The organism is Streptomyces sp. NBC_00459 (assembly GCF_036013955.1).
GTDB lineage: Bacteria > Actinomycetota > Actinomycetes > Streptomycetales > Streptomycetaceae > Streptomyces.
Window position 1 is genome coordinate 7722477 of the sequence record NZ_CP107903.1, and the last position, 19820, is coordinate 7742296.

The following is a 19820-nucleotide window of genomic DNA, read 5'->3' on the forward strand; positions in this document are numbered from 1 at the left end:
GCGCGCGGCCGTGACCTGCAGGGCGCCCGTTTCCGGACCACCGCGACCGTGAGGGGACGGTCTGGATGGCGGTCCGGAGCGAACGACAGACGACCGCGATCAGGATCGCGGCATCCGCACGACCGCGACCCCGCCCTCCAGATCCACCGTCGTCCGGTTCGGCGGCGCCCCGTCCTCCTCGTCGTCCCGCAGGAGCAGCGACGACTGGCGCTCCTTGAGTTCGTTCTGCTTCCCGGGGGAGAAGGTCGCGTGGAGTTGTTCGAACCCGGTTGCCGAAATCTGGCCTTGGCGGGCGCTGTTGCGCCAGGGGAGCCATCCGGCCCGCCCGACCCGCATCAGCAACTGGTCCGCGAAGGCGGTGGCGGTCAGCAGGATGACCAGCCCCGGCAAGGTCATGAAGACGGCGAATCCCATGCCTCCAGTATCCGGAGCGGGGGCCGGCGCCGACAGGCTTCGGCCGCCCCGAATCAGCCAGCTCAGCCCTGCGCCGAGTGCCGTCCACCCCGCCGTCGCCCGTTCCCGGGGCCCCGGACCTTCCGGGTGGCCGGAATCATCAGTCCCGCCAACAACCCGACCGCCATCGCGTACGGCCAGAAGCCGAGCCCCGTACCGGCCGCCGTGGAAACGGAGTCGGTGCTCGCGCCGGCCGCTGCCACCGAGCCCGAAACAGCCCCGGCCCCCGGGCGTGCCCCCGAACCCGCGGTCGGCGACCCACTCTTCGCGACCGCCGTCAGGGCCACGTCGTTGCCGTCGCCGCCCCGATAGGTGATCCGGTAGGCCGTGCTGCCGAGCTTCAGCGTGGTGCCCTCCTTCAACCCGCTGAACGCACCGGCCGTCTTCGCACGCCCCGTGTGGTTCAGCAGCGTGATCGTACGGGCGGAGCCGGAGGCCGCACCCAGCGACGACAGGTCCAGCGCCCCGGCCAGCCGCACCGCTCCGCCGACCTTCAACGGCCGCCCCCGAAACACCAGTTCGCCCTTCGCGGCCTGCGTATAGCTGCCCGAGATCGTCAGCCCGTCGGCTACCACGCCCTCGTTCGTCACCGAGCCCTTCACCGTCCCCGACCCGGTGAGCGTGGTCCCCACGCGCAGCCCCGCCGAGCCCACGTCCAGCCGCGCGCCCGCCGCTGTCAGCCGAACCGCCTTGCTGTGAGCGAGAGTTGCCCCACCCCTGAGCGCCAGCGTGCCCTTCGTGACCGTCGTGCTGCCGCCGTACGTCACTCCGCTGCCCGTCAGCGTCGTCGTCGCCGCGCCCGACTGGGTGAACGAGCCACCGCCGCTGATCCGCGACAGCACCAGCGCCCTGCTCGTGTTCCGTACCACCAACGAGCCGTCGTTCACGACCCTGTAGAGGGAACCCTTCGTGTACAGGCCGCCGTCGCCGCCCGCCTTTCCGCTGCCCAGGCGCAGTACCGCACCCTTCTCGACCGTCGTGGACCCGTCGTAGTACTGGACGGCGGCAAACGTGACATCGTTGCCGCGCGTTCCCTTGATGACGATGTCCCCGGCACCGGGCGCGGACAGGGTGTCGTGGAACCGGCCGCCGCCGATGGGGGCACCCAGCGTCACCGGGCCGTTGTAGTCGAACGTCAGAAGTGAACGGGATCTCGCGGCAAGCAAGTTGATGTACACCGTCTCGGCAGTGCCCGGCATGAAGATCTTGTTCGTCGTGCCGTCGCCCCACTGGACGTTCGCGCCCTTGATGTTGGTGCCGCGCTTGTTGACGTGTCTGCGGGCGGGCGTCCAGTTGAGGGCGGGGTCACTGAGCGACGGGTCGGTGTCGCCGCCACGGTCCGACCAGCTGTACTGACCGGTCAGCACCACCTTCGAACCCGGGCGGGACTGGACGTTGATGTCGCTGCCGTACTCGCGCTGGTAGAAGTCCATGCCCATGGTGACCGTCTGGCCGAGCGGCGTGTCGACCGTCCAGGTGCCCTGGTTGAGGACCTTGCGCACGCGGGGGAGCGACGTCGCGAACTCCGGTCGTCCCGCGTTGACCTGGGTGCCGTTGTCGATCACCCCGGAGAAGGCGTGGATGCCCGAGAGGTCCCAGGTGCCCCAGAGGAAGCGGGGCTGCGTCACCAGTCCGGCGCCGCTGATCGTGCCCAGGTTGTACGCGCTTTTCAGCGAGAGGCGCAGGGTGCCGTCCACCCGGATGTTGTCCTGGTTCAGCCGGAACGCCGAGGTGTTGTACGGGAAGTGGCCGATCAGGCCCGTCGTACCGCCGTTGCCGTACTGGAGGGTGGCTCCCCGCTCGACGGTCACCGCCGGTGGGTCGGGGTTCGTCACGGTGACGTACGGGTGGTTGCCGCCCGGGATGCGCACCTGCTGCCCCTGCCGGGACCTGGGCAGTGTGAAGTCGCTGTCCCTCGTCAGGATCAGGGTGCCCGTGCCGCGCACGGTGAGGGTGCCCTCGCCGCGGAAGACACCGTTGTACGTCGTCCTCCCGGCGGGCACCCTCACCACCGTGTCGCCGGTGAGCGTGACGTCCCGGCCTGCGAGTACGTCGGCGGTGGCATCCCGGGGACCGGCCGCCGACGCGGGCGGGGCACCGAGCAGGAGGGCGGTCATCGTGAGGGCCGCGGCAGCCGTGACTGTCTGTCGAGCGGTCCGGTGAGCGGTCCTGGGGGCGGGGCTGGTGTTGGGGGAGTGGCTGTGCACGTGACCGGAGACGGACCGGACTTCCCGGTAATAACAGAAAGTTGCTCAGCGGATTCATGTCCTCCGACCAGTTGACCTTCCCGTAACACGCGCTTACCTTTTCGGCACTCGGAATGACAGATCTTGTTCGCAATTACGAACGTTTCTCGTGTCACCCCCCACACACGCACACAAATCCACACCCCCGAGACCTCGCGACCCGCACCCACCGACATCTCGTGCCCCACCCCCGAGAGGCAGTCCGCATGAGCCGCGCCGACGATCTGCCCGAAGCTCCGCCCGGAGACGTCCCTGAAGACTCCGCCACCTCCGCCCTTTCGGCCCTCTCCGCCCGGAGAACCCTTCTGAAGGGCGCCCTGGCCGGCGGAGTCCTGGCAGCCAGCTCCGCCATCCCCGGTGTCTCCGGCACCGCGCACGCCGCCACCGCCCCGGCGGGCGCCCCCTGCGCCACCGCCCCGTACGTCAACCCCCTCGTACGCAACCGCGCCGACCCCCACATCCACCGGCACACCGACGGCCGTTACTACTTCACGGCCACCGCCCCCGAGTACGACCGCATCATCCTGCGCCGATCCCGCACCATCCGCGGGATCGCCACCGCCGACGAGTCCGTCATCTGGCGCAAGCACGAGACCGGGGCCATGGGCGCGCACATCTGGGCGCCGGAGATCCACCACATCGACGGCAAGTGGTACGTCTACTTCGCCTCCGCGCCCGCCGAGGCCATCTGGGACATCCGTATCTGGGTCCTGGAGAACGCCAACCGCGATCCGTTCACCGGTACTTGGGTCGAGCGCGGTCAGCTGAAGACCGCCTGGGAGACCTTCTCCCTCGACGCCACCACCTTCACCCACCGCGGCTCCCGCTACCTCGCATGGGCGCAGCACGAACCCGGCATGGACAACAACACGGCTGTCTGGCTGTCGAAGATGGCCGATCCGCTGACTCTGACCGGTCCTCAGATCCGGCTCACCACACCGGAGTTCGACTGGGAACGCATCGGCTACCGGGTCAACGAGGGGCCGTCGTTCATCAAGCGCAACGGCCGGATCTTCATGTCGTACTCGGCGAGCGCCACCGACTACCACTACTGCATGGGCCTGTTGACCATCGATGCCCGCGCCGACCTCATGGACCCGGCCAACTGGACCAAGTCCCCGACGCCCGTCTTCACCAGCAACGACACGACCAAGCAGTACGGCCCCGGCCACAACTGCTTCACCGTCGCCGAGGACGGCCGTACCGACGTCCTCGTCTACCACGCACGGCAGTACAAGGAGATCGTCGGCGATCCGCTGAACGATCCCAACCGGCACACCCGGGTGCAGAAGCTCGGCTGGAACACCGACGGCACCCCGGACTTCGGCGTCCCCGTCGCCGACACCGAGACAGTCACACAGACAGGCTCACAGACAGGCACGCAGGTCGGCTCACTTTTGGAGAGTGGCTCATGAGACGTGTGTACGCGGTTCTCCTCGCCCTTTGTCTGGCGCTGGCCGGCGCCCTCGCCACCGCCGGGCCCGCCCAGGCCGCGGCCGTGACGATCACCAACGGCACCCAGTTCACCGCCACCAACGGTGACCCCGTGCACGCGCACGGCGGCGGGGTCATCAAGGTCGGTTCCTACTACTACTGGTTCGGCGAGCACCGCAACGCCGACAACACCTTCCAGTACGTGGACGCCTACCGCTCCACCGACCTGAAGAACTGGGAGTTCCGCAACCACGTCCTGACCCAGTCCAGCGCCTCCGAACTCGCCACCGCCAACATCGAGCGGCCGAAGGTCATCTACAACGCTGCCACCGGCAAGTACGTGATGTGGATGCACAAGGAGAACGGCGCCGACTACAGCGAGGCCCGTGCCGCCGTCGCCGTCTCCGACACCGTCGACGGCAACTACACCTGGCAGGGCAGCTTCCGCCCGCTGGACACCCACATGTCCCGTGACATCACGGTGTTCGTGGACACCGACGGCACCGGCTACATGATCTCGGCGGCCCGCGAGAACTACGACCTCCAGATCTACCGCCTCACCGCCGACTACACCGGCATCGCCGCCCTGGTCGCCGACCCCTGGCACGGCGGCCACCGCGAGGCGCCGGCCCTGTTCAAGCGCAACGGCGTCTACTTCATGCTGACTTCGGGCGCCACCGGCTGGAACCCCAACCAGCAGCAGTACGCCACCGCGACCAGCATCACCGGCCCGTGGACCGCCATGGCGAACGTCGGCGACTCGACGACGTACGGCTCGCAGACCGCGTACGTCCTTCCCGTGCAGGGGAGTTCGGGCACCTCCTACCTCTACATGGGCGACCGCTGGGGCAACGCCTTCGGCGGGACCGTCAACGACTCCCGTTACGTCTGGCTGCCGTTGAGCTTCCCCTCCTCGACCACGATGTCCATGTCCTGGTCGCCGGAGGTGACCCTCGACACCGCCACCGGGACGGTCACGGGCAACAGCGCCACGTACAACACGCTGATCGCCCGGCACTCGTCCAAGTGCGCCGACGTCACCAGCCAGTCGCTGTGGGCGGGTGCCCAGATCAAGCAGTACACCTGCAACAGCGGCAACAACCAGAAGTACTGGTTCAAGTCCGTCGCGAGCGGTTACTACCAACTGATGGTCCGCAACAGTTCGTTGTGCGTCCAGGAGAACGCCAGCACGGTCACGCAGGAGAACTGCAGTTCCTCGGCCACCAACCAGCAGTGGTCGCTCACCACCACCGGCTCCTACGTCAAGGTCGTCTCCCGCGCGAGCGGCGAGTGCCTCGACGTGAACGGCGCGTCCACCGCCGACTCGGCCGCCATCATCACGTACACGTGCGGCAGCGGCACGAACCAGCAGTGGACGCGCGGGACATGACGAACAGTCAGGCCGCTAGGCCAGCAGGTCGAGCGCGTCGATCGCCGTCCCGGCACTGAGGTAGGAGGTCGTCCCCGAACCGCTCACCACGTTGATCTTCAGCACGTTGTACTGACTGGTGTCCGTGAGCCAGGCGCTCGCCGGGACGCTGTAGGTGAACGTGTTGTTGTTCCCCCGGTAGGACCCGTTGGTCAGCGACCGGCTGGTCGGCTGGGTGGGCGGGGAGGGGATGGCCGACGTCCAGGTGTCGTTGACGACGACCTGCGGCCGGCCGTTGGCGAAGGCCGTCGTCACGCCGATGCGCAGGGTGTGCGCGGCGGCGGCCTGCGCCGCGGTCAGCTTGAAGTACACCAGCAGACCGCTGTTGACGTCCTTCCAGATGTAGCAGGGGAACCCCGACGTCTCGGTGCCGCTGCCGACCACCACGTTGCCGGTCCAGGCGGCTGCCCGGACGTCCGACGGATGCGCGTACGTCATCAGGTCGGCGTTCTTGAAGCCGCTCGGCGTGCCGTTCCAGTCGTTGATCCGCCAGATCGCGCTCGCGTTGCTGGGGTCGTTCGTGGACGGGATCGCGATCGAGTTGAGCGTGGTCGTGCCACCGGCGGTGACCGTCACCGTGGTGGTGTAGACGGCGAGTTCGCCCTTGAACACCGTGAGCGTGTACGTCCCCGGAAGGGCACCCGCGATGGAGAAGTAGCCGTCGGACGCGCGGGCCGAACCCCAGTACTGCGCCGCCGAGTTGGCGATCCCGACCGTGTACGCGTACGCCGTGTTGCGCCCGGTGATCCCGACGCCGGCGACCCGGCCCCGGCCGCTCGCGGCGACGTAGCCGGAGATGCCGAGCGAGTCCGCCCAGGGGGTGGTGAGCGTTCCCGCGTACAGCGACGAGGAGGGCGCGCCGCCGTCCGTGAGGGCGATGACGTACGGGCCCTGGAGGCCGAAGCGCTGGTCCTCGGTCTGGTTCTGGCCGTAGTACAGGATCTCGTACAGGCCGCCGCCGTCCGCGCTCTGGTGGCGCAGGAGGGAGCGGTAGAAGGGGCCGCCGGAGGCCTTCTCGTGGTTGCTGCGCACCACGTACAGGCCGACGCTGCCGGTGGTCCAGCCGACGTAGTTGTAGTCGATGACCCGCAGCTTCGAGTAGTGCTTCGAGCGGGTCTGGCCGTCGGACTTCGCGAAGACGTCCGAGGCCTCGATCGTGCTGTTGGTGTACGTGTACGAGTCGGGCTCGTCGTTGAGGAACAGGCCCGCCTTGACCCGCAGGATGAAGCGGGTCGCCGAGACCGACGTGTCGGCCTTGTTGGTCCACAAGTAGACGTTGTTCTCGCCGCTGCGAGCCGCGTAGTAGTGCTTCAGCGTGCCGTAGGTGACGCTGACCAGGATCGTCGAACCGGACTGCTGGATCGTCACGGTGGAGGCACCGAGGCCGGACTCGATGTGCGAGTTGTTGCCGCCGTAGCCCTGGTACTCGGTGCCGCGGTAGACCAGCGAGGACAGGTCGCCGTTGGACTTGCGGACCTTGAAGACGAGGTTGGCGCCGGTGTCGATGACGTAGTTCGTGCCGTCGTCGGTGTAGCCGAAGGTCGCCGCCTGCGCGGTGCCGGGAAGGGCGAGTCCGGCCGCGGTGGCCGTGGCGCCGAGGACGAGTGCACGGCGGCCGAGGTGGAGCCCGGAGCGCCCGGGGATACCGGGTGTTCTGTCGTTGGCTGCGGACATGTGGGGGTGCCTCCTTCGGAGGTGGGGTGCGGGGGGTGTGGGGGGTGTGCGGTGTTCGGAAGACTGACAGTTGAATCGATTTCGCGAAAGGGCTTTCGTTGTAAGGAAGTTGGCAGTTGTGTGAAATCGTGCAGCACTCTAGAAAGCGCTTGCCAGACGATGTACGGTCCTGCCGCTGGGCCTTGTCGAGCGTCGGAGGACTGCTGTGGGAACCGCGATGAGACGTTTCAACCGAGCCGTGCTGGCAGCCGTGACGCTGAGCACCGCAACCACCCTGGCCGCCGTACCCGCGGCGGCTCACGAACGGCCCTCGCACGCCCCGCGAGCCCTGGGCATCGACAACTGCACCGCCACCGCCTGCCACTTCGACGTCGCGCCGGGCACGTACGACGTACGGGTGCTGCTGGGCGGTGAGACCGCCGCCAGTACGGCCGTCACCGGCGAGACCCGGCGCGCACTCCTCCCGGAGACCGCCACGGCGGCAGGCGAGCACGTGGCCCGCAGCTTCACCGTCAACGTCCGTACGCCCGAGGGCGAACCGACCGGCGCCGAGGGCACCCCCGGCCTCGATCTGGTGCTCGGCGGGTCGGCGCCGGCCCTGGCGGACATCCGGGTGACCCGCGCCGCCCGCCACACCCGGCAGATCTTCCTGATCGGCGACTCGACCGTCTGCGACCAGCCGGGCGACCCGTACACCGGCTGGGGCCAGGAGCTCCCGCAGTACCTGCGCAAGGGCCTGTCCGTCGCCAACTACGCGGATTCCGGCGAGAGTACGGTCACCTACCTCGCCAACTCCGCGCTCTTCCCGACCGTCCAGCCGCTGATCCGCCCCGGCGACCTGGTCCTCGTCCAGCTCGCGCACAACGACAAGCAGACGGACGAGCCGACGTACCGCGCGAACCTGGAGACACTCGTCGCGGGTATTCGCGAGCGAGGTGGGAAACCGGTACTGGTGACCCCGATCGTGCGCCGCTGGTTCAACTCCGACGGCACCCTGAACAATGGCACCGCCCTGCTGGTCAACGGTCTCGGCGTCGACCACCCGGCGGTGATCCGCGCGGTCGCGGCCGCGCAGAACGTGCCGCTGATCGACCTGACGGCGAAGACCAAGGCGCTGGTCGAGTCCTTCGGGGTCGAGGGGTCCAAGGCGCTGTACCTCTACAACGAGAAGCGCGACAACACACACACGTCCGTCCGCGGGGCCACGGCCTACGCCGAGTTGGTGCGCGACGAGCTGGTGGCGCAGCGGCTGGTTCCGCGCCACGGGGTCCGATAGGGCCACGACAAGAACCCCTGGAGCGTCCCGACCGGAACCGGGGCGCTCCAGGTTCGACAGCGGCCCGCCCCGGCCGGCCCCGGCTACTTCGGCGCCGCGACCAGCCGCACGGCGAGGCCGGTGAAGACCGTGCCGCTGAAGATGTCGAGGCCGCGGGCGACCCGGCGGCTGCCCCGCAGCGCCGACGAGAGGCGGCCGGAGAGCAGGCCGATGGTGGTGTCGACGCTGAGGCCCATCAGGACGAGGGTCAGCCCCAGCAGCAGTAGCTGCCAACTCACGTGCCCCAGACCCGGGTTCACGAACTGCGGCAGGAACGCCACGTTGAACAGGATCATCTTGGGGTTGAGGAGATTGGTGACGGCGCCCTGCCAGAAGGCGCGCCGCCGCCCCGGACGGGACGGTCCCGAGGCCGATGTCACGTCCTCCTCGGCCGTCAGCGGCGACCGGTCGCGGAACGCCTTGACCGCGAGGTAGAGGAGATAGGCCGCGCCCAGCCAGCGCAGTACGTGGTACAGCACCGGCAGGGTCGTGAAGAGCGCCGACAGACCGAGCGCCGCCGACACCGCGTGCACCAGGGCTCCGGCCGCCACCCCCAGCGCGGCCAGCACACCGGTGACCGGGCCGCCGCGTCCGCCCATGGCCACGATGAACATCATGTCGGGCCCGGGAGCGACGCACAGGGCGAAGGCGGCGGCCAGGAAGGCCGCGTACAGAGAGGGATCCACCATGGTGGTCATGCTCTGCGGTACGCGGCAAACCGTCGATCGAGTTTCGCGGGCCGAGACACACGAGGTCCTGCCGGTGCGGCCGGTACTGCCGGTTCAGAGCGCCAGGCGGGCGATCCGCAGCGTCGACACGGTCGGGGACGCGCCCGTCAGCGGGGTCGCGTACGACGGGGTCACCGGTGCGTACGCCCAGGTCAGGGAGCCGTCCTTCAGGGCCGCTATGTCGCCCGTGATGCGTGCCTGTACGACCTTGTCCGGTGTCTTGAAGGCACCGTTCCAGTCGATCAGCCGCAGGTGGGTGCCCGTGAACGTGCCGGTGCAGGTCCCGCTCGCGCACTTGGCGTTCTTCAGGGACTCCCAGGACACCAGCAGCCGGTCCTTGCCGTACGGGGCGACGCGGACGTTGACGTGCTCGGTGCCCGGCGCGTTCGTCAGGTAGATCGCCTTGCCCGCAGGCGAGTTGCGGTTCTTGAGGAACGACACCGCCACCTGGTGCGTGCTCCACCTCGGCTTCACCGTCCAGCCCCGGCCGCTGGAGTCGTCCGGGTTCTTCGCCGCGGAGGCCGAACCGCGCGAACCGTAGGCGGTCGCGTAGCGGCCCGTGGACGACTTCACCAGGTCGCCGGTGCGGCCCGCGTACGTGCCGCCGCAGTAGCCCGCCCAGCACTGCTCGCGCTGCACGGCCGGCGCGTTGTCGGGGGCGCCGATGCCCGTCGACACGAACAGGCCCGAACGCCAGTCGTCGAAGCAGAGGGAGGTGAAGGCGCCGGTGGCCTCGGCGTGCAGGGCGATGCCCTCGTTGTGGGAGCAGCCCCAGCCCCAACCGCCGCTCAGCTTGGCGCCCTTGGAGCTGAGGTACGAGAGCTTGTCGCCGAAGTGGCCGTCGGCGAAGCCGCCCGCGCCGTGGACGACGAAGTAGGCGCCGTACTTGGTGCCGTTCCAGGTGAGCTGACCGTCCAGGGTCGGGGACGTGTCGTTGGACGCGGTGCCGGTGAGCTTGGTGCGCCAGGCCTCCTTGCCCTGCGAGAAGCGGACGAGGGCCGCAGCCGTCTCCTTCCACTTGTTGGTGTCGGCGACCCGGGTGAGCAGCGCGAAGCCGTCGTTGTGCGCGACCAGCCCACCGACCTCCTTGGCGCCCTTGACGATCGCGTCACCGCCCGCGCGTTTGCCGGCCGAGGTCAGTGGCGTCACATGCACACCGTCCGACGCCGGCCAGGCGACCCGCAGCGTGCCGTTGGGCGCGACCGCTGTCGCCGTGCGCGTCCACTCCCGCGTGTTGTTGTAACCGGCGGACAGATAGGGGAACTTGGCCGGCAGCGTCACCGAGGTGTTCGTGACGGCGAGGGTGGGCGCGGCGGGCGTCGTCGCCGCTCCGGCCGTCGCGTACCAGGCACCGGCGAGCAGACCGGCCACGGCGAGGCCGCCGATCAGGGGCTTGCGGGCCGCGTGGGTGCGACGGTGGGCGGAGGCGCGGGGGAGTGGTGCTGAAGTCATGCCTGTCTGTTGCCGTGGCGCGGGCAAAGGTTGCCGCCGGACCGGACCGGACCGGACTCGGCCGTGCGGCCGAGCCCGCCGAGCAGGCCGGGACGGTAGGCCCCCGGTCCCCGGCCCTGACCGGAGTCAGCCGACCGGAACCAACGTCTCCCGGAGCCGCGCCGCGAACTCCGCCGGGTGTGTGAGCAGCCCGAGATGCCCTCCCGGGAACTGGCGGGCGGCGCTGCCCGTACGCCGGGCGAGGACCGTGGCGGTGCGGTGCAGAAGTTGGCCGGCGGAGTCGATGCCCATGGCGACGGTGAGCCGGGGAGAGGGGGCGGAGAGTGCGCCGAGGTCGGGGGCGTAGGAGGTGAACGGGACCAGGACGCGGGTGAGGGAGATGGCCATGGGGGTCGCCAACTCATCGGAGAGAGAAGGAGGTTGCTCTGCCGCGTCCGACAGCTTGGCCAGTTCCTGTTCGGTGAGCGCCCGTTCCTCCAGCCCCGCCGTCATACGGGCCGACGCGGCCTCGACACCCCGGGCGCGGTAGGTGTCGCGCACCTCGGTGAACATCGCCCGCTGCCGCTCGGCGTCCGGCAGGACCGTCACGACCGGTGGCTCGTGCGCGACCACGTGCCGCAGCCGGGCCGGGTGCCGGGACGCCAGGTCGAGGGCGGCGACGGCCCCCGCGCTGGTGCCGAACACGTACGCGGACTCACCCTCGGGGAGCACCGCGTCCAGCACCCGGGCGGCGCCCTCGCTCCACCACTCGACGCGCTGTTCCTCGACGGGCTTGCCGAGCCGGCCGTGGGCGAGGCCGAGGGGGTCGTACGTCACGACCGTGAAGTGTTCGGAGAGAAGGGCGGTGGGGTTCTCCAGACCCATGGGGTGTCCGGCGCCACCGGGGATGATGAGGAGGACGGGGCCGGTACCGCGCACGTCGTAGTGATCACTCATCTGCCGAAGCTACCGGCTGGGAGAGCCCGGCGCGGAATGATTTTCCGGCCGTCCGGACGGGTGTGCGAATGGGCGGACACGGGAAGGTGTCCGCCCACGCAAAGGCTGCTCCTGTCAGGGGAGTTGCCCCCGGTCAGGCGATCGGTGCGTACACCACGCCCAGCTTGTCGATCTCGGTGCCCGAGCGGCCCGTGAAGCCCACGATCTGCCAGCCCGACGGTGCCGTGAACGTCGCCGCGTCCGTCGTCGCCGTGCCGGAGGTCAGGGTGCGGGACCTGTCCGTGGTGAACGCCGCCGAGAAGATCCTGGTCCGGCCGTCCTTCTGGCCCTGTGTCAGCTTCACCGAGGTGAGGTGTTCGCCGGACGCCAGGGTGAGGGAGGAAGCGGTGCCGCCCGTGCCGCCGTGGGTCAGGGTCGTGCCGCCGTCGAGGGCCAGGGACACCCCGTCCAGACGGGAGCTGCCGCGCAGGGTGAGCGTGCGGGGCGAGGGTGCCGCCGGGAGGTCGTCGGCGTCGTTGAACGCCGTGCCGTGCGGGCCGCCTACGACGTCACTCGCGCGCAGCTTGGAAGGCAGCGTCCAGGAGAAGTCGACCGTGTGCGGGAAGTGGTCGGAGAGGTTGCCGCCCTTGGAGTCCAGGAAGGACGCCCACTCGTTGTTGTAGCGGGTCGCGGAGAGGTTCACGAGCTTGCTGCCGCGGTAGAGGACCTTGTCGACGACCTCGCAGCTGTTCGTCGGCGCGGTCGTCGGGCACATGAGCGGCTCGCCGCCCTGTGTCGGCTGCACACCGCCCTTCACCAGCTGGACCCAGGCGTCGGTGAGGCCGTTGTCCGACACGAGTGTGCGGATGTTGTCGGGCGTGCGCGTGTACCGCGTGTTCGTGTCACCGGCGACGATCACCGCGTTGCCCGCGGAGTTGGCCTGGATGAAGGCGGACAGCTGCGAGATGTTGGCCCGACGGGCGGCGTGCGCCTCATCGGTGTCGTCCGCGTTGGGGTGGGCGTTGTACACGTCCACGTAGACGCCCTCGGCGAGCCGCACCCGGGCCAGCGAGAAGCCCTTCGGGGTGAGGCAGTTGGTGCCGGTGCACTTGTTCCACTTCACCCGCTCGAAGTCCTGGAAGGCGTAGTCCGAGAGGGTGTTGAGACCGTCCCCGAAGGGCACTCCGCCACTCGTCGCCGTGCGGTACGGGTGGTTGTCGTTCGCGTACAACGCCGCGTGGTAGTTGAAGTCCTCCTGCACGTTGACGATGTCGTACGCGCCGAGACGCGGTGATATCAGCGGGGTGTTCACCTCGGGTTTGCTCGAACTGATGACACCCGGAAGGCCGGCGACGTTGTACGTGAGGAGGTTGAACGAGCCCGAGGTGGCGGCGGCGGCCGGAGCTGAGCCCGTGGTGGCGAGTCCGGTCAGCGCGAGGGCGCCGGCGGCGAGGGTGCCGATGAGTCTTCTCATGGTGGGGGTGTCTCCATGGGTGGGGTTGGAACTGCTGCTGTTGGAGTGCGTTCTGGTGAGTGGGAGCGAGTGCTGGTGGGCTTTGTCGTGGCGCGTGCCTCGGTCGTGGGGTCGATTTCAGAGGGAACTGACGTTCCCTCATCGAATGCGTGACCTTTGCGGTTGGTGCTCGTTTCTCATGGCGACGGAATCTTCGGTCGGCATCGGGTGGGGGTGACAGGGGTGGGTGAGCTGAGAAGTTTCGCGGCGCCGTCCGTCGCGTCGGGTCCCAGTGGCGTGGCCGTCCGCACCCGCCTCAAGCACCTCACGCCGGACGATGAAGAGATGCTGCGCCTGGTGGGGGCGCATCTGGGGTCGTTGGCCTCGAGGGATCTCAAGGCGCGCTGCCGGGACGCCCTGGAGCACTCCGCCGAGGCGTGGGCGGTGCGTAAGCGTGAGCTGACGCCGCTGTCGTCGTCGCGGTGGGCGGGGTCGATTACCAAGGCCACGCACGACCAGTGGGCACTGGCCCGCCGCTGCCAGTCGGCGCACATCCAGAACCTGGAAGCGGGAGTGCGCACCATCAGGTTCCGGCTGTTGCTGCCGGTTGGGCAGAAGGGGACGAAGAAGGCGCCCGGGGGTTACCGGTCGGCGCGGGAGTGGCATGCGAAGTCGCGGCGGCTGCGGGTGCTTGAGGACCGTCTGACGGCAGCGCGGGCCGACCGTGAGGTCGGGCTCGTGCACGTCGTGCGCGGTGGCAAGCGACTGGCCCACACCCGCCACCACCTGGAGGAAGCCCAGCTCACCGAGGGTGCGTGGCGCGGGCGTTGGGAGGCGGAGCGCTGGTTCTGCCAGGCGGACGGTGAGTCCGGCAAGCGCTACGGCAACGAGACCATCCGGATCAGCCCCGACGGCGAGGTGAGCATCAGACTCCCCGCGCCGCTCGCGTATCTGGCGAACGCCCCGCACGGCCGCTACGTGCTGGCGTGCCGGGTCGTGTTCGCGCACCGGGGCGTGGAGTGGGCGGATCGCGCCGCGGCCGACCGGGCGGTCGCCTACCGCATCCACCGCGATACTGGCCGGGACCGCTGGTATCTGACCGCGTCCTGGCAGATTCCGCCCACCCCCACCCTCTCGATCGAGGCCGCGCTCGGCCACGGGGTGATCGGTGTCGACATGAACGCCGATCACCTGGCCGCCTGGCGCCTCGACATTCACGGCAACCCGACGGGTGCCCCGCGCCGTTTCTTCTACGACCTGACCGGCAGCGTCGGACACCGTGATGCCCAGGTCCGCCACGCCCTGACCCGCCTCCTCCATTGGGCCCGCAGATGTGGTGTGAAGGCGATCGCGGTGGAGGACCTTGACTTCAACGCGGAGAAGACCCGGGAGAAGCACGGCCGCAGGAAACGCTTTCGGCAGTTGATCTCCGGCATGCCGACAGGGAAGCTTCGAGGCCGGCTGTCTTCGATGGCGGACCAGACGGGTATCGCGGTCATTGCCGTCGACCCGGCCTACACCTCGAAATGGGGCGCCCAGCACTGGCAGAAGCCCCTGACCAGCACGACCCGTAAGACCACTCGTCACGATGCTGCTGCCGTGGCGATCGGAAGGCGCGCCCAGGGACATTCGATCCGGCGACGGACGACACCGCCCCCTGCTCACCGGAGTGATGAGCAGGGGCATCGGACCGTCCAGGCCGGACCAGGCGTCCCTGGGCGTGAGGGAACCCGCCCCCGCATCCCCGGACCACGGACACGATCCGTGCCGCCCGGACGCGGAGCGAACGCGGGCAACCAGAACGCCCAACACCGTCCGGGGCGTTCGGCCGAGCATGGGTTCTGGCAACAGGACTCACTCCCGCTCAGTCTCTAGGTACGGTAGGTGAACACTGCTCAGGTTCACGGCCAACAGTGTGCTGGACAAGGGCTGTTGGGGGAACAGTGAGTGGAGTGTCGATCCGCCGCGTCCGGGTCGTTCGGTGATCACCCGCTGGTTGAGCAAGGTTCATGTTTCACATCGATTCTCCTCAGGCGGCGCACTGCACGGGTGCCGCGTGACGGAGGAGACGCAGCCATGGGACACGGACACGGGCACTCGCACGGACACGGGGATCACCACCATCACCACCACGGTCACGAGGGCGGTACGGGTACGGCGCTGCCCGCGGCCTTCGACACCTCTGTGCCCGACGAGGCTCTGAGCCCCGAACAGCGGTCGCGCCGCTCGCTGTTGCGCAGGGCGGGGGTGCTCGGCGCGAGCCTCACCGCCGCGAGCGTCGTCGCCCCGGCCTCCGCCGCCCCTGCGTACGCCGCCACCGACGGCCGCCGCTCGAAGGGCTTCCTGTGGCTGGCCGGAGACCACCACATCCACACGCAGTACAGCAACGACGGCAAGTACCGCGTCGTCGACCAGGTCCGGCAGGGCGCCCGGCACGGCTTGGACTGGCTGGTCATCACCGACCACGGCAACGTGACCCACTCGAAGATCGGTGTCGAAAAGGTCAACCCGGACATCAGGGCCGCCCGGGCCGCGTACGAGGACACCCTCGTCTTCCAGGGTCTGGAGTGGAACATCCCGGCCGCCGAGCACGGCACGGTCTTCGTGCACCCCGGCAAGAACGAGGTCTCCGTTCTCAAGCAGTTCGAGACCGGCTACGACGGTGGCGTGAAGGGCGCCACCGACTCGACGCCCGCCAACGAGGCGCTCGCCGTCGCCGGCCTCAACTTCCTTGCCGAGCAGGTGAAGCGGCGCAAGGTCAAGGACGCCCTGATGCTCGCCAACCACCCGGCGCGAAAAGGCATCGACTCGCCGCACGAGATACGCGCCTGGCGCGATGCCACCACGGTGCGCCGTATCGCCGTCGGAATGGAGGGCGCACCCGGACACCAGGCCGCCGGGATACGCGCGGACATCGGCATGGGCCGGGCCCGCGGCCTGTACGACGGCAGCCCGGGTGCGAACTCCTTCGCGGGATACCCGCTGGAGAGCTACCGCACCTGGGGCGGCTTCGACTGGATGACGGCCACGGTCGGTGGCCTGTGGGACAGCCTGCTCGCCGAGGGCAAGCCCTCGTGGATCACCGCCAACTCCGACTCGCACAACGTCTACACGGACACCGCGGTCCGCGGCCCGAACACCGACTACGAGGCCAACGGCCACCACGACGACCCGGTCTACGGCGGGAAGATCGACCTCACCGAGGGCGACTACTGGCCCGGCCAGTACAGCCGCACCCATGTCGGCGCCGACGGCTTCTCCTACGCCGCCGTCATGGACGGCATCCGGGCCGGCCGGATCTGGGTGGACCACGGCCAGTTGCTCAGCGGCCTCGACGTGCGCCTCTCGGGCGGCGGCCGGTGGAGCACGCTCGGCGGCGCCCTGCACGTGAAGAATGGCACCCGGGTCACGCTGACCGTGGACGTGGCACCGGCCGGCGGACCCAACTGGGCGGGATTCATGCCGACGTTGGCCCGTGTGGACGTCATCCAGGGCGATGTCACGGGCCCGGTCGCGGACCAAGACACCTTCACGGCACCGACGGCCAGGGTCGTCAGGTCCTACGAGGTGAACCGGTCCACCGGCACGGTCCGGCTCACGTACGACCTCGGACGCGTCGACCGTCCGGTGTACGTCCGGCTGCGCGGCAGCGACGGCAACCGGTCCGCCGTCGGCGCGATGGGCGCGGCGGTCGACCCGGCGGGCCCGGCGATCGACGTGGTCGGTGACGCGGACCCGTGACGCGACCTGTGGTTCTACTCCAACCCGGTGTGGGTGCTCCCTTCGTGACGTCGTACGCCCTCTGGGCCGGCACCTCGGTGTCGGCCCTCCGCGCGGCCGATCACCTGGTCCTCGGCCTCGTGGCCGAACTCGGCCTCCCGGAAGCCGCGTTCGGCTACACCCACTTCCTGCGCGGTGACCGGCCCCGGGTTGCCCTGTCGTTCACCCTGCCGTCGGAGCCGCTCCTGCGCACCGCCGAGGAGCGGCTCCGAGCACAGGGATACGAGGTGGCACCCGGGGTGCCCGACGCGGTCGGACGCGCGGTCGTCTACCCGGGCGTCGGCTCGCTCACCGGCACGGTCACGGTGGGGGAGTTGCTGGCGGGGAGCGCGATCGACCGGGTGACGGTGCTGGGGAGTCCGGGTCAACCACTCGCGGACCAAACGCTGGTGACGCACAGTCATGTACGTCCACAGTGGCACGGCGACGAACTCGTGCTCGCCGCCATGCCCGCAGTCGGCGGCACCCTGGTCCCGTTCGAGGTGCCGGACCCGACACCGTGCTGCGCGGACCACTGAGCCGAGCGCGTGGGCTGGAACAGCCGACGGCACCAAGGAGCTCGTCGCCATGACCGACGGCTACCGTGAATCGTCCGAGGCGTGAGCTGGGCTGCTGCGCGACTGCGCGCGTCGTGGCCCGCGCGCCCCGGTGTCGGCCTCGTGCGCACAGGTGCCCTGTTCACGGGTGGCAAACCTGTCGAACGGCCAGAAGACCAGCCCCAGCCTCAAGCGGCCTGACCAGAGAACTTGACACGGCGCCCCTGGCACCGGGAGTCCTGAAGAAGGGCGAGAAAAGTGAAGATCGTGGTGGACGACCTCTCCGGCCCAGAGATCGCCGGGTTTCTCAACGAGCACGTCCAGCAGATGCAGTCCATCACGCCTCCAGAGAGCAAGCACGCCCTTGATCTCGACGGGCTCCGCAAGCCCGAGGTCACGTTCTGGTCGGTCATGGACGGTGACACCCTGGTGGGCTGCGGTGCAATCAAGAGGCTCGACGCGGGCCACGCGGAACTGAAGTCAATGCGTACCACGTCGACGCGCAAGCGAAGCGGGATCGCATCCCTGCTGCTGGAACACATCATCACTGAGGCCAAGCGCATGGGACTCACGCGGCTGAGCCTGGAGACCGGCACAGCCGAGTTCTTCCTGCCCGCAAGGAAGCTTTACGAGAAGTCCGGGTTCGTTCACTGTGAGCCGTTCGCGGACTACCAACCCGACCCGAACAGTACGTTCATGACGAAGGTGCTCTGACAATCTCGATCCACAGGTCTTGACTATTTCTCTCTCACCGCTTCCGCCCGGTCAAAGAGTGTGCGCGTCAGCGATGCTCGCGCGGTGGTTGGCCGAGGAGCTTTTGCGAGGATCACGCCTCTCGCGCTTGTCTAATTCCCCGATTCGAGCTCCCTTGATTCGCCAGACAACGTCTTGTTGGATCCTCCGTGTAGCAGTAATTTCCATTCCGCTACCCCTTCCGTTGTGGTTCCAAGAAGCGGTAGGATGCGGATCAATCCGCCTTCGATGCTTTGCATATCAGCCTCGCTCGGATTGTCATCCCTGATTGCCGCGAAATATCTGATTGCGCCGTCGCGATCTCCGTTCACAATTGCCGCATTCGCAGCTGTCGCGTAAATCCAGAAATTTCGATCCGGGAGTCTCTCGATTATGGAGAGAGTGCGTTGATATATGTCGGCTGCGCCATGCCTATCCCCGAGTCGAAGTTTGGCTGCAGCAAAAAGATCTCCGAGATAGTAGGAGTCGGGGTTCTCTTGGAACGCTTTCGCGTAAGTGTCATGCGCCTCTGTGTGTTGATCCTGCTCTCTGTGCCATCGTCCTTTCAGGGCTGCGCACTCTGCATTCTTCGTAAATGCGTGAGGGTCCAGTGTTTCGATCTCGCTGATCACGCGAGCGGCGGCAGGGTAATTATGCTCCGCCAGGTAAGTCTGACCGAGAGAGCGCATGATGAAGATATCTCGCGGTGAAAGGCGACGAGCCAGCTCGAACTGCTGGGCGGCTTCGGTATAGTGCGCCGATGCCATATAGAGTTGTGCCAGGCGTCGATGGAGGCGAATGTCGATAGGCTTTTCGCCTTTTTCTTCACTCTGCCCAAAGGCGACGAGAAGCCATTCATGCAGTTGCCGGACTTCGGAATGGCGGTGGTGCTCCGTTAGGATATCCAGTCGCGTGCACCATTCGTTCACAATTGGTTCCGTTGGAATGAGTGGCGAAGTGCGTAGGGCCTCGCGGGTCGCTTCCAGGAGATTTTTTGCCGCAACGTCAACTCTCTGTGCCGCGCGGATGACCACTGCTTTTTGGGTGACATCACTGAAATCGTGAACGAACTCATCGAGGAGTTGCTTGATGTCCTCGTATTGGTCTCCTCGGGCGACTTGGGCGTGACTGCTCCGTAGCGGGGAAGGGATGTCATCCATGCCGATTTGGAAAGCCAGGGGACGCACGCGACGCAGCGTTGAATCCTCATTCGTCAACGCTGCCCCATAAACAGCTCCGGCCTCCCAGAGTACCCAAGGTTTCTGGACGGACGTTGGTGTGAGTAGTACCAACGTCACAGCCGCTCCGCGAACCTGCTCACCAATCCAGCGGAACCAGTCTTCCCCGATTGGAACACCGCCACCAAGCTCGCGACTCGTTGAATATGTTACTGTGACTGATTCACTTCCGAAGAGCTCGAAGATCGCATCTCGTATAGCGTCTGCTACAGCCTGGTCTGTGTGTGTATGACTGATGAAAATCGTAGCTGATGACATTTCAGAATCACTCTCGCTGTGAGTCTGGTGGTCAAATGATCCTATGCGGCAAAAATTGTAAAGACAAAGAGCTGATCGGCACTCTCTGCAAGGCAGCTCAGTCCGATCACCTCGCCTCGCCTCGCCCTGTCTGGGCGATCTCTTCTGTAATAGCGCGGACAACAGCACGGCGAGTGG

At 68.0% G+C, this 19820-nt stretch carries 15 protein-coding genes; 7 read left to right on the plus strand and 8 right to left on the minus strand.

The window, feature by feature from the left end:
* Positions 1-99: 99 nt before the first annotated feature.
* Both OHN74_RS34080 and OHN74_RS34085 read right to left on the minus strand, forming a co-directional pair.
* Positions 100-414, minus strand: coding sequence for a DUF6191 domain-containing protein (locus OHN74_RS34080; RefSeq protein WP_327698403.1), 315 nt, complete (start codon positions 412-414; stop codon positions 100-102).
* A 62-nt stretch (positions 415-476) separates the two neighbouring features.
* Complete coding sequence (locus tag OHN74_RS34085) at positions 477-2570, minus strand: autotransporter (protein ID WP_327698404.1); 2094 nt, start codon at positions 2568-2570, stop codon at positions 477-479.
* 335 nt (positions 2571-2905) lie between these two features.
* Here OHN74_RS34085 and OHN74_RS34090 point away from each other — a divergent pair, with 335 nt between their 5' ends.
* Together OHN74_RS34090 and OHN74_RS34095 are read left to right on the plus strand one after the other, a co-directional pair.
* A complete protein-coding gene (locus tag OHN74_RS34090; protein WP_327698405.1) occupies positions 2906-4114 on the plus strand; it encodes a glycoside hydrolase family 43 protein in 1209 nt (402 codons plus the stop codon).
* Positions 4111-5523 (plus strand): RICIN domain-containing protein, encoded by a 1413-nt coding sequence (locus tag OHN74_RS34095; RefSeq protein ID WP_319289160.1) that lies wholly within the window; start codon positions 4111-4113, stop codon positions 5521-5523. The genes OHN74_RS34090 and OHN74_RS34095 overlap by 4 nt, the downstream gene beginning before the upstream one ends.
* 15 nt (positions 5524-5538) lie before the next feature.
* Here OHN74_RS34095 and OHN74_RS34100 read toward each other — a convergent pair whose 3' ends face one another.
* A complete protein-coding gene (locus OHN74_RS34100; RefSeq protein ID WP_327698406.1) occupies positions 5539-7236 on the minus strand; it encodes a rhamnogalacturonan lyase B N-terminal domain-containing protein in 1698 nt (565 codons plus the stop codon).
* Between the two features lie 217 nt (positions 7237-7453).
* Between OHN74_RS34100 and OHN74_RS34105 the strand changes: the two genes are divergently transcribed.
* Positions 7454-8512 (plus strand): rhamnogalacturonan acetylesterase, encoded by a 1059-nt coding sequence (locus OHN74_RS34105; RefSeq protein ID WP_327698407.1) that lies wholly within the window; start codon positions 7454-7456, stop codon positions 8510-8512.
* Positions 8513-8595: 83 nt separating this feature from the next.
* Here the strand turns inward: OHN74_RS34105 and OHN74_RS34110 are convergent, their stop codons facing one another.
* From OHN74_RS34110 to OHN74_RS34125, 4 genes are all read right to left on the minus strand, one after another.
* Positions 8596-9240 (minus strand): LysE family translocator, encoded by a 645-nt coding sequence (locus OHN74_RS34110; RefSeq protein WP_327698408.1) that lies wholly within the window; start codon positions 9238-9240, stop codon positions 8596-8598.
* 93 nt (positions 9241-9333) lie between these two features.
* Positions 9334-10731: a hypothetical protein gene (locus OHN74_RS34115; protein ID WP_327698409.1), complete on the minus strand. Its 1398-nt coding sequence runs from the start codon at positions 10729-10731 to the stop codon at positions 9334-9336.
* A 126-nt stretch (positions 10732-10857) separates the two neighbouring features.
* Complete coding sequence (locus tag OHN74_RS34120; RefSeq protein WP_327698410.1) at positions 10858-11667, minus strand: alpha/beta fold hydrolase; 810 nt, start codon at positions 11665-11667, stop codon at positions 10858-10860.
* A gap of 133 nt (positions 11668-11800) precedes the next feature.
* A complete protein-coding gene (locus OHN74_RS34125) occupies positions 11801-13120 on the minus strand; it encodes a jacalin-like lectin (protein WP_327698411.1) in 1320 nt (439 codons plus the stop codon).
* 222 nt (positions 13121-13342) lie between these two features.
* Between OHN74_RS34125 and OHN74_RS34130 the strand changes: the two genes are divergently transcribed.
* From OHN74_RS34130 to OHN74_RS34145, 4 genes are all read left to right on the plus strand, one after another.
* Positions 13343-14974 (plus strand): transposase, encoded by a 1632-nt coding sequence (locus tag OHN74_RS34130; protein WP_327698412.1) that lies wholly within the window; start codon positions 13343-13345, stop codon positions 14972-14974.
* A 201-nt stretch (positions 14975-15175) separates the two neighbouring features.
* Positions 15176-16840 (plus strand): PHP domain-containing protein, encoded by a 1665-nt coding sequence (locus OHN74_RS34135; protein ID WP_327698413.1) that lies wholly within the window; start codon positions 15176-15178, stop codon positions 16838-16840.
* Positions 16841-16884: 44 nt separating this feature from the next.
* Entirely contained in the window at positions 16885-17397 is a 513-nt protein-coding gene (locus tag OHN74_RS34140) for a hypothetical protein (protein WP_327698414.1), read from the plus strand.
* Between the two features lie 276 nt (positions 17398-17673).
* Entirely contained in the window at positions 17674-18129 is a 456-nt protein-coding gene (locus tag OHN74_RS34145; RefSeq protein WP_327698415.1) for a GNAT family N-acetyltransferase, read from the plus strand.
* A gap of 131 nt (positions 18130-18260) precedes the next feature.
* On the opposite strand, the gene OHN74_RS34150 is transcribed toward OHN74_RS34145, so the two are convergent.
* The gene (locus OHN74_RS34150; RefSeq protein ID WP_327698416.1) at positions 18261-19643 is read right to left on the minus strand and encodes a TIR domain-containing protein; all 1383 of its coding nucleotides are present in this window, start codon (positions 19641-19643) and stop codon (positions 18261-18263) included.
* Positions 19644-19820: the final 177 nt, after the last annotated feature.